This is a genomic window from Maridesulfovibrio salinus (assembly GCF_055394525.1).
Window position 1 is genome coordinate 1,979,170 of record NZ_AP042461.1, and the last position, 9,415, is coordinate 1,988,584.

At 50.7% G+C, this 9,415-nt stretch carries 16 protein-coding genes; all 16 read left to right on the forward strand.

What is annotated here, in order from left to right; all coding sequences use genetic code 11:
* Positions 1–319 precede the first annotated feature (319 nt).
* From ACZ5PW_RS08890 to ACZ5PW_RS08965, 16 genes are read left to right on the forward strand one after another with little or no spacing between them, the layout of a single operon-like run.
* Positions 320–469 (forward strand): hypothetical protein, encoded by a 150-nt coding sequence (locus ACZ5PW_RS08890; RefSeq protein ID WP_464560005.1) that lies wholly within the window; start codon positions 320–322, stop codon positions 467–469.
* A complete protein-coding gene (locus ACZ5PW_RS08895) occupies positions 466–726 on the forward strand; it encodes a hypothetical protein (protein WP_464560007.1) in 261 nt (86 codons plus the stop codon). Before ACZ5PW_RS08890 ends, ACZ5PW_RS08895 begins: the two co-directional genes overlap by 4 nt.
* A 2-nt stretch (positions 727–728) precedes the next feature.
* The gene (locus tag ACZ5PW_RS08900; RefSeq protein ID WP_464560009.1) at positions 729–896 is read left to right on the forward strand and encodes a hypothetical protein; all 168 of its coding nucleotides are present in this window, start codon (positions 729–731) and stop codon (positions 894–896) included.
* Positions 896–1,333: a hypothetical protein gene (locus ACZ5PW_RS08905; RefSeq protein ID WP_464560011.1), complete on the forward strand. Its 438-nt coding sequence runs from the start codon at positions 896–898 to the stop codon at positions 1,331–1,333. Before ACZ5PW_RS08900 ends, ACZ5PW_RS08905 begins: the two co-directional genes overlap by 1 nt.
* On the forward strand, positions 1,330–1,569 hold the full coding sequence (locus ACZ5PW_RS08910; protein ID WP_464560013.1) for a hypothetical protein: 240 nt from the start codon (positions 1,330–1,332) through the stop codon (positions 1,567–1,569). The genes ACZ5PW_RS08905 and ACZ5PW_RS08910 overlap by 4 nt, the downstream gene beginning before the upstream one ends.
* A 12-nt stretch (positions 1,570–1,581) precedes the next feature.
* Positions 1,582–1,863 (forward strand): hypothetical protein, encoded by a 282-nt coding sequence (locus ACZ5PW_RS08915; protein ID WP_464560015.1) that lies wholly within the window; start codon positions 1,582–1,584, stop codon positions 1,861–1,863.
* The gene (locus tag ACZ5PW_RS08920; protein WP_464560017.1) at positions 1,860–2,357 is read left to right on the forward strand and encodes a hypothetical protein; all 498 of its coding nucleotides are present in this window, start codon (positions 1,860–1,862) and stop codon (positions 2,355–2,357) included. The genes ACZ5PW_RS08915 and ACZ5PW_RS08920 overlap by 4 nt, the downstream gene beginning before the upstream one ends.
* Positions 2,335–3,906: a hypothetical protein gene (locus tag ACZ5PW_RS08925; RefSeq protein WP_464560019.1), complete on the forward strand. Its 1,572-nt coding sequence runs from the start codon at positions 2,335–2,337 to the stop codon at positions 3,904–3,906. The genes ACZ5PW_RS08920 and ACZ5PW_RS08925 overlap by 23 nt, the downstream gene beginning before the upstream one ends.
* Positions 3,899–4,390 carry a GNAT family N-acetyltransferase gene (locus ACZ5PW_RS08930; RefSeq protein ID WP_464560021.1) on the forward strand — a complete coding sequence of 164 codons (492 nt, stop codon included), beginning with the start codon at positions 3,899–3,901 and terminating at the stop codon, positions 4,388–4,390. The genes ACZ5PW_RS08925 and ACZ5PW_RS08930 overlap by 8 nt, the downstream gene beginning before the upstream one ends.
* Before the next feature lie 2 nt (positions 4,391–4,392).
* Positions 4,393–4,638 carry a hypothetical protein gene (locus ACZ5PW_RS08935; RefSeq protein WP_464560023.1) on the forward strand — a complete coding sequence of 82 codons (246 nt, stop codon included), beginning with the start codon at positions 4,393–4,395 and terminating at the stop codon, positions 4,636–4,638.
* A complete protein-coding gene (locus tag ACZ5PW_RS08940) occupies positions 4,638–5,273 on the forward strand; it encodes a hypothetical protein (protein WP_464560025.1) in 636 nt (211 codons plus the stop codon). The genes ACZ5PW_RS08935 and ACZ5PW_RS08940 overlap by 1 nt, the downstream gene beginning before the upstream one ends.
* Positions 5,270–6,964 (forward strand): portal protein, encoded by a 1,695-nt coding sequence (locus ACZ5PW_RS08945; RefSeq protein ID WP_464560027.1) that lies wholly within the window; start codon positions 5,270–5,272, stop codon positions 6,962–6,964. Before ACZ5PW_RS08940 ends, ACZ5PW_RS08945 begins: the two co-directional genes overlap by 4 nt.
* Positions 6,964–7,281, forward strand: coding sequence for a hypothetical protein (locus ACZ5PW_RS08950; RefSeq protein WP_464560029.1), 318 nt, complete (start codon positions 6,964–6,966; stop codon positions 7,279–7,281). Before ACZ5PW_RS08945 ends, ACZ5PW_RS08950 begins: the two co-directional genes overlap by 1 nt.
* A complete protein-coding gene (locus ACZ5PW_RS08955; protein WP_464560031.1) occupies positions 7,271–7,993 on the forward strand; it encodes a hypothetical protein in 723 nt (240 codons plus the stop codon). Before ACZ5PW_RS08950 ends, ACZ5PW_RS08955 begins: the two co-directional genes overlap by 11 nt.
* Positions 7,994–8,015: 22 nt before the next feature.
* A complete protein-coding gene (locus ACZ5PW_RS08960; RefSeq protein WP_464560033.1) occupies positions 8,016–8,969 on the forward strand; it encodes a major capsid protein in 954 nt (317 codons plus the stop codon).
* Positions 8,970–9,026: 57 nt separating this feature from the next.
* Positions 9,027–9,413, forward strand: a complete 387-nt coding sequence (locus ACZ5PW_RS08965) for a Bbp16 family capsid cement protein (RefSeq protein ID WP_464560035.1) — start codon at positions 9,027–9,029, stop codon at positions 9,411–9,413.
* Positions 9,414–9,415: the final 2 nt, after the last annotated feature.

Sequence of the window (9,415 nt, forward strand, 5' to 3'; positions counted from 1 at the left end):
TGCATAAATACTTACATGGAAATTCCAGGATGAATGAAAGCAACCGTAAAGGGCGGGTTCAACTCAAATAACCTCCCAAAATCAACCCCCTTGTGCGTTCGATTCAACGCTAAACAGAAAATCAGCCATTTTTCAAAAACATGTCAACCCCCGTCAAACCCCCGTCAAACCCCATGCAACCCCCCCTACATTTTTAACCTGACTCAAAAACCCGTGTTAGCATTTCCACATGTCTAGGGTTGTAGGCTCATTCCCACGTGTCCCGGCTCGACCCCGACCACCAGAGTCGGGACACACCTTAAACCAAAAGAGGCAGAGTGTGACACTTTCCGAACTCCAGCACCTGTACAACGGACTGCACTACAAGTGCCGTCTAATCGAGCGCGGACTGAATGAAGAGTGCGCACGGCTGAGGGCAAGGGAGTGGGAAGAGGTTCACTGGGCCGCTCTGTATGGAGATTTGAAATGAAGTACAGGAAAAAACCCGTTGTTATCGATGCCGTTCGATGGGATGGGGATGCAGAAACCGCAAACTCCTTTCTCGGCGAAAATTATTCCGTTGATTGGGAGTTTTCAGGAGCTGGCACAGCAACCCTTGTTATCCCAACTCTTGCGGGCAAAATGCTTTGCAATGTTGGAGATTACATCATCAAGGGTGTGCAAGGCGAGTTCTATCCGTGCCCGGCGGAGATCTTTGAACAGACTTACGAAACGGTGGAGGAATAGTAATGTCTGAGAACAGCGTTATTGAAATTGTGAGCACAACTATTGCCTTCTGCGCAATTGCTGTGACTGTCCTGCCCGAACCCAAGAATCCGACACTCAAGAAAATTTATCAGGTCGTGAACTTCGTGGCCATGAACTTCGGCAAAGCCAGAAACAAAGGGGGCAAATAATGCAGCCTTTGTCCTTTCTGCGTTCGCTTCTGCTCCTGTTGCTTGTGGCAAGCTTGATGGGATGCGGAGCCAAGAATATTGCCGATATGCCGCCTCCTGATCAGGCTGTCTGCATCGCTGATGAACTGCTCAACACCTATCGGGATACCTACGATGAATATAACCGCATCAAGGACAGTATTCCTCCCCGGTATGCAGAGGAGAAAGCCGACTTTGTTCTGGCTATGAACATAGCAAAGGAAGCTGTTCCGGCTATGGCTTACGCAGCGGAAGCGTGGAAAATCTCCGTTGATGCTCCCCTATCCGGTAACGCGACCATCGATGCCCGTAGCTCTCTTGATGCCCGGATGAAATATCAGCGTCAAAAAGAAATAGCGGATAGAATCATGGGCCGGGCTTTGAAGCTCTTCACCAAAATCAGAGGCGGTGACAAATGATTGATCTCGATTTCCTCGAAACCGTTGAAATTACAGACGAGACTGCCGAATACCTCGGCGGGGTCTGCACTGTGATCGCTACCGGGTGTGGGCTCGGGGCTCCTGTTGCCGGGATTATCGGTGTGGGGGCTTCACTGGCCGCAAGGCTCTGCAATGCCGGGTATGATGTGCCGGAACTGGACGCTCTCCGCAGCAAGGCGGACGAGATTGCGGCTTTGCCGGACCTGACTGTTTAAGCGCGGTGTGCTGTGGGTCTTGAACAAATCATAACTTATGCGGTGTTTGTTTTCGCTCTTGGTTTCGGAATCTGGCTTATCCGCCGGGACATTTCTGGGGTCAATGGTGAAATTAAGGCTTTCCGTGACTCACAGCATGCCTGCCAGATTGCTAACGCTAAAGAGTTTGTAACCAAACGCGACCTCCATAAAGTTGAAGAAAAGGTCTGCTCTGATCTCAAGGAGCTTGAAGAAAGACAGGACAAAACTTCAGAGGATGTGGCGGTTCTCAAAGCCTTGAACGGGAAACAATGAGCAATGCAGGTAGAAAAACCAAATACAACCCGCTGTTTGCCTCACAGGCGTATGACCTGTGTGCAGAGCATGGATACAGCGGGCGCAAGCTGGCAAAGCTGTTCGGCGTTGCTCCTTCCACGGTTGTTGAATGGAAAAAGGAACATGAAGAGTTCGCCAAGGCCGTGGACGAGGGACAGGCGGCTTTTGATGACCTGATGCAAGGCGAGGTTGAAGCCGCAATCTTCCGGCTGGCTCTCGGAGGTAAACGGGTCTCTGTGAAGAAAGAGCGGAACGAGGCCGGGAAGCTGGTTGTTGTGGACAAGAAGGAACTGGAGATTCCGCCTAACGGGAACATGCTGAAGTTCGCAGCGACAAACCGCTGGCCGGATCGCTGGAAGAACAAGATTGATGCCGACATCAAGACGGATAACATCAATAGACGCGAAATTTCAGACGAGATGAACGAACTTAATGAAAGGGTATTGAAGAATGGAAACGAGGCAGCAGGCTAACGCACGATATGCAACGTTGATTGCAGAAGCGAAAGCGAAAGATAAAGCCAATGGAACCGGCGAAGAAGAACTCTTAGGTGTGTATGCGCACCTTGGACGGACTGACCTGTTCTTTTTGCTGACCGTGCTGCTGAATCGTCCTGATGCTGATAAGTGTTGGCTTTATTACCGGATGCGTGAAGTTGAGGCCGACCCTGACGGACGGCTCGATCTGTGGAGCCGTGAGCATTACAAAAGCACTATCATCACCTTTGCCCTGACCATTCAGGATATCCTGAAGGACCCTGAAATTCAGTGCGGAATATTTAGCCATACCCGCCCAATTGCGAAGTCATTTCTCAAGCAGATTAAACGCGAATTCGAACGAAACAAGGTTCTCAAGGCTACCTATCCTGATGTGCTCTATCAGGACCCGAAGAATGAAGCACCCAAGTGGTCCGAGGATGACGGGCTGATCGTCAGACGTAAGGACAACCCCAAAGAGGCCACTGTTGAAGCATGGGGGTTGGTGGACGGTCAACCTACCGGGAAGCACTTCACCCATCTTATTTATGATGATGTCGTTACCAAGGAATCCGTTGCCACCCCGGAGATGATCCACAAGACCACTGAAGCGTGGGCTTTGTCTATCAACCTCGGTGCGCGTGGTGGCTGTAAGCGGTACATCGGAACCCGCTATCATTTCAATGACACCTATGCTGCCATGATCAAGCGTGATGTTGTCATTGTTCGTATATTTCCGGCCACTGAGGATGGAACCCTTGAGGGTAAGCCTGCATTGCTCTCTCGTGAGGAGCTGAACACCAAACGAAGGGAAATGGGGCCGTATGTCTTCGGTTGCCAGATGATGCAGAACCCGAAAGCGGATGCCGTGGCGGGTTTCAAGGAAGAATGGATTAACCGCTGGGAAAATCTTTCAAAGAACGGTGCTCCGATCTGGAGCGGATTTAACCGTTATCTACTGGTGGACCCTGCCAGTGAGAAGAAAACCACTTCCGATTATACCGTGATGCTCGTTATCGGGCTGGGCCCGGACCGCAATTACTATCTCATTGACGGTGTGCGGGACCGCATGAATCTGACCGAACGGGCCAGGACTCTGTTCCGGTTGCACCGTACCTATTCTCCTCAAGGCGTAGGATACGAGAAATACGGCGCACAGGCTGACGTTGAGCATATGCAGTACGTCATGCAGGAACAGAACTACCGCTTTCACATCGAGCCGATGGGCGGCAACACTCCGAAGAATGACCGCATCAGGCAGCTTGTCCCTGTGTTTGAGCAGGGCCGTTTTTATCTGCCATGGCGTTGCCATTTCATGGACCATGAAGGGCGGCAGCGTGATCTCGTGCGTGAGTTTATTGATGACGAGTACCTCGCTTTTCCGGTGGCCCCGCACGACGACATGCTTGACTGCATGGCCCGCATTCTTGATCCGGCTCTTGGGGCGTGTTTCCCGCTTGTCCCGGGGTCGGTGCATGACGGCTATGCCGGGGATTCTATGCAAGGGCTTATGGATTATGACGTTTTTGGGGGAATGAATGGCTAGAAATGTGCCTGAACTGATTTTGCGGGATTATGACGAGGATGATTTCAAGAGGTTCTGGATGGACGAAGAGCTTTTAAAGCAGGTCTGTACGTTCGGCAATCCTCATGAACTAATGACACACTTTTCCGCAAACCATGTGAACGACCTCACCAGCTTCGTGGATGAAAACGACAGGGTCTACGGGGTCATGATCTGCTTTCCCCTGCACTCCGGTGTCGGCCATGTGTGGCTGGTTCTTGGGAGTGAGATTCGTAGCGACATGCGTCTAGCAGTGCAGATGGCTCGGCTTTGCCAGGGTAAAATGAATTACATGGTGGAGCGCTGGGGGCTGCATCGTATTCAGGCCACAGTGAAGGCCGATTATCAGGCTGGAATAAATTTCGCCAGACACTTCGGATTCGAAGAAGAAGGCTTAATGAAGAAATGGTCACCAACAAGGGAATCTTATCTAATGATGTCTAAAACAGATTTTGAGGAGGTTTAATTATGGGAGGAGGAGGCGGGAAAGGTCCCAGCACACCAACTATATCTCCATCGGCTCCGGCTCCGGCATCGCCGAAGGCTCCGACCGCAGAACCGGAAAGCAATCCGGAAGCTCAGAAAGCCGCGGATGAAATGGCAAAACAGGAACAGCTCGCTAAGGGCAGGTCTGACACCATCAAGACCGGGAAGAACCTTCTCAGTGCTGATGAAAAAGAAACGACCAAAAAGAAAACATTGCTGGGTGGATAATGCCTAAAAGACTTTCTTTACCTGAAAAACCGAAGATGCGCACACCGAGACTCTTTGACCGCCCGGACCTGACTGACAGGTCTACCGGATCACCTGCGTATAAAGCATGGTCAAAGCATCTTGCCATGAACGGGGAAACCCGGATGCGCGGAGTTGATTCCGGGTGGAGCGTCCCAGAGGACTGGATCTATTGGGAAGACGGCAACTGGTACGCTGAGGGCGAACTGGTAAACGCCGGATGGGAAAAGAAAGATGGTGGATGGATTCATAAGAATGAATATCTCCAGCACGAGAAGGACTTAAAAAAATGGGAACGGCAGGTTGAAACCATCAATCAGCAGAATGCTGATATGGATCAGGCGGACAGGTATGAGGATGGACGCTACTCCACCGCTGTTAACGGCGTGGACGGCCTGCAGGGAAATGCAAAAGTAAAGAAAACCCTGCTCTCCGCCGGAGCTCATAACCGGATGCCTGATGCTGCTCCCGAGCTGGAGCCTGAAGAAGATCCCGCCACTGAAGAACAGCAGACCTCAACTGATGGTATCAAGAAGCGCAAATACCTGATTGACCCGGAGGAAATCCGCAAGAATGGCAGCACCAAGGCCAAACGTCTGCTTGGGGGCAAGTCATGAACATTAAGGGATACAACCATTCTAAGGAAGTCCGGGAAAGGATGGAGAACATTGATTCCCGTAATGCCTCACTCAAATCTGTCCGTGATGAATACATGGACAGTTGGCGCCGGGTGGCGGACTTCATCTACCCCTATGCCGGAAGGCTGAAAGGGGTTCTGCATGGGCGCAATGCAGCGGACAAGGGCTTGAAGGCTATTTCCGGCACGGCAATCAAAGCCCATGAAACCCTTGCAGCAGGGATGCATACCGGATTGGCTTCTCCTTCCCGTCCTTGGTTCAAGCTTGAGCCAGAAGATAAAGGCTTCAGGCATTACGGTGTGGCTCAAAGGTATGCCGAGGGTATTCAGAAATCACTCTACAAGTTTTTTGGTAAATCCAACTTCTACCGTCTGGCGCACAGTCGTTACGGTGATATGGGGGGATTCGGCATCGGCGCAATGGGTTTTGTTGCCCGTCCCGGTGTTGGGTTTGCGTTTATCCCTGTGCCTATCGGAACTTTTGTAGGTGACGTGAGCCAGTGGGGAGAGGTTGATACCTTTATCCGTGAAGAGTCCATGACAGCAAGGCAGATGGCCCAGAAGTTCGGATATGACAATCTTTCCAGACACGCCAAGAACTCTATAGACAACGGCAATTCTGATCAGAGATTCACGGTTGTTCATTCGGTTATGCCGCGTGAAGACTTTGACCCGCGCAAGTTGGATTTCCTGAATATGCCCTTCGAATCCGTTTATTATGAGCAGGGTTGCTCAGAGCAGGCTCTGGCTGTTGGCGGGTATAAGTCCTTTCCTTATCTGGTTACCCGTTGGCATGTGCAGGATAATTCCTTTTTTGGCGAGTCTCCGGGCATTCTCTCCCTTTGTGAAAATCAGATGCTCAACGAGATGTGCAAAGATAGGATTCATGCCGTTCATCTTTCTCTGCGTCCGCCCATGAAAGTCCCTTCCATGTATTCCCGTAGGCTGAATCTGTTACCTGGTGGACAAAACCCGGTTGAGCAGAATCAGAAAGACAGCGTTGAACCTCTGTATCAGATACGCCCGGACATTGCGGCGGTTACTGCTCTGGTTGAAGAAAGCAAGAACGATATCCGTAAATTCTTTTATAATGATTTATTCATGATGCTGGCTGTGGACTCGGAAAGAGTCAAAACAGCTTATGAGGCTCAACAGCTTGTTTCAGAAAAAATGACACAGCTTGGACCTGTGGTTGAGCGTTTACAGAATGAACTTTTGGACCCGGTTATCAATCGGGGTGTTCAACTCCTTTATGATATGGGAGCTATCCCGCCCGCACCACCGGAGCTTGAAGGTGTGGAAGTTGACATTGAATATGTCAGTGTCCTTGCTCAGGCCCAACGTGCAGCCGCTATGGATTCCATTATTGCCACCACATCATTTGCCGGGAAGCTTGCAGAGTCTGACCCCACCATCAGGCACAAGCTTAATTTCTGGGGTGCTCTTGATGAATATCATCAGGCGTCCGGTGCTCCTTCTTCCCTTATCCGTTCAAATGAGGAAGCTGAAAAGCTGGCTACGCAGGAAGCCGAACAGATGCAGAAAATGCAACAGATGCAGCAGCAGCAACAGGCAATCGGGCAGGGTGTGGATATTGCCGACAAACTTTCCAAGATGGACACACAGGGCAAGAACGCTCTTACTGATGCAATTCAGGAGATGCAGCAATAATGGATGATTACAGGGAAGATCAGAAACTGAGAGAATTGGAACGTGCCGCACACGAGCAGTTCCTCGCAGATATCAAAGCCGTTTTCGGTTCACCCTCAGGCAAACGCTTTCTTGAAGGGCTGCTTGATACTTCCGGTGTGAATGCAATTCAAAGCCTTGAGCCTGAAAAGCTGATTGAAAATGCAGCTGTAAGAAATTTTGTGCTTGAACACATTTTACAGCCGGTGCTTGCCGCTGACCCTTCAATATATTTCGACATCATCCAGAACCGTATGGATGAACTCAAGAAACAGGAGGAACAAGACTATGACAGTTAATACCAACAACCCCGCACCTGAAGCAGGAAGCGCGCCAGAAGCAGGAACAGCACCTGCTGACGGTACACAGCCTTCTTCTCCGGATACTGCCGCACAGGGTGGTGAAAATCCCGGTGCTGATGCTCCCAGTTCTCCCGAGGCCCCTGTTGTTCCGGGAGAAGACGGCGCAAACGGAGAACAACAGCCGGAAGCAAAACCAAATGAAGGTGATCCCGAATCCGGTGATGAAAATTCCAATGACGCGGAAAAAGGGGAAGTGGAATACTCCATCCCCGAACCACCGGAAGGGCTGACCAATAACGATGCCCTTGTGGCTGACTTCACGGCTCTTGCCAAGGAAGAAGGCTTTACCCAGGAGCAGGTGAACAAGCTCGTGGCACTTAACAACAAGCACAACTATGAGGCCGTCCAGAATGCGCAGGCGGCACAGGCTGAGCGTGAACAGGAATGGGAAGATTCACTTCGTGGAGACTGGAAGGGCAACACCTACGATGCAAACATGGATGTGGCAATTTCCGCTTTCAAAACAACAGCATCCGAAGAACTTAAAGAACTGCTGCAGCAGGGCAATATGTACCAGCATCCGGCAGTGGTTAAACATTTCCACGCCATAGGTAAAACCATGTCCGAACACGGGCTGGTTACTTCTGGCGGGAGTGGGGGCAAGCCTAAGACTGCGGCAGAGGTGCTTTTTGCTGGTTTAAACAAATAATAACATTTTAGGAGGGTATTAAATGCCTGCCGTTACACTAAGTGAATGGGCTAAGAGAGTTGATCCTGACGGGAAAATCGACAAAGTCGCGGAACTGCTTGCCCAGAAAAATGAAATCCTTGAAGACGCTGTCTGGATTGAAGGCAACCTGCCTACCGGACACCGTACCACCGTGCGCACCGATCTGCCCACAGTGAGTTGGCGCAAACTGAACTACGGGGTAAAACCCAGTAAGTCCAAGACAAAGCAGGTTGATGACACCTGCGGCATACTCGAATCCTATGCAGAGGTTGATAAGGATCTGGCAGTCCTGAACGGTTTGAAGGAATCTTTTCTCCTGTCCGAGAACAAGCCTTTCATTGAAGCCATGAATCAGGAATTTTCCCGTACTTTTGTCTATGGGGATACCGCCTTGCATCCTGAAAGGTTTCTTGGTCTTACCGGTCGTTTCAATTCTCTGGAACATGAAAATATTATCGACTGCGGAGGCGTTGGTAACAAGTGTACTTCTATGTGGCTGGTCTGCTGGTCCGATGAAACCGTACACATGACCTTCCCTAAAGGCTCCACCGCCGGACTGACTTCCAATTTTCTTGGAGAAGTTACTCTGGAGGACGACAGCGGGGGCAAGTATCAGGGGTTCCGCTCCCACTACCAGTGGAAGCCCGGACTTGTTGTGCGTGACTGGCGTTATATCGTCCGTCTTGCAAACATCGATGTTTCCGATCTGGAAAACGTCACCATGGTTAACAACCTGATTCGTGCCATCAACCGTCTGCCTGCTACCAACGCGGGCAAGAACGTTCTGTATTGCAACCGTGATATTCACACCGCCTTGAGCATTGAGGCCACGAACAAAAAGAACGTCATGCTCAGCATTGATAACTGGGACGGGAAGCAGGTCACAAGCTTTCAGGGCATTCCCCTGCGCAAGGTTGACCAGATCCTCAGCACCGAAGCGGCCCTCACAGTATAACTCCAAACCGGAAACCGGGAGGGGAAACCCTCCCGATATGAGGAAATTCATATGTTCATGGATAAATTGAATGAGTTCTCGGATAATCAGGCCGTCACAGGAAGTGCGCCTTCTGCCGAGTCTCTTGATATCGCTAATACGGATCTCGGAAGTGGTGAACCTATCCAGATTTTTGCCACTGTTACTGAAGATTTTGCAACATGCACATCAGTGAAAATAACCCTGCAGCAGTCGGACACGGAGAACTTCGCTTCCTCTACTGAACTGGTCTCTTCCCGCGCCGTGCCTGTTGCCGAATTGAAAGCGGGCTTCCGTTTCTCCTTCGGTTCCCTGCCACCCACAAACGGCAATTACCTCCGGGCGTACTACACCGTCAGCGGTTCCAATGCGACCACAGGCAAAATAACCTGCGCTCTTGTTCTGGACAAGGAATCAGGAAGGTAAGC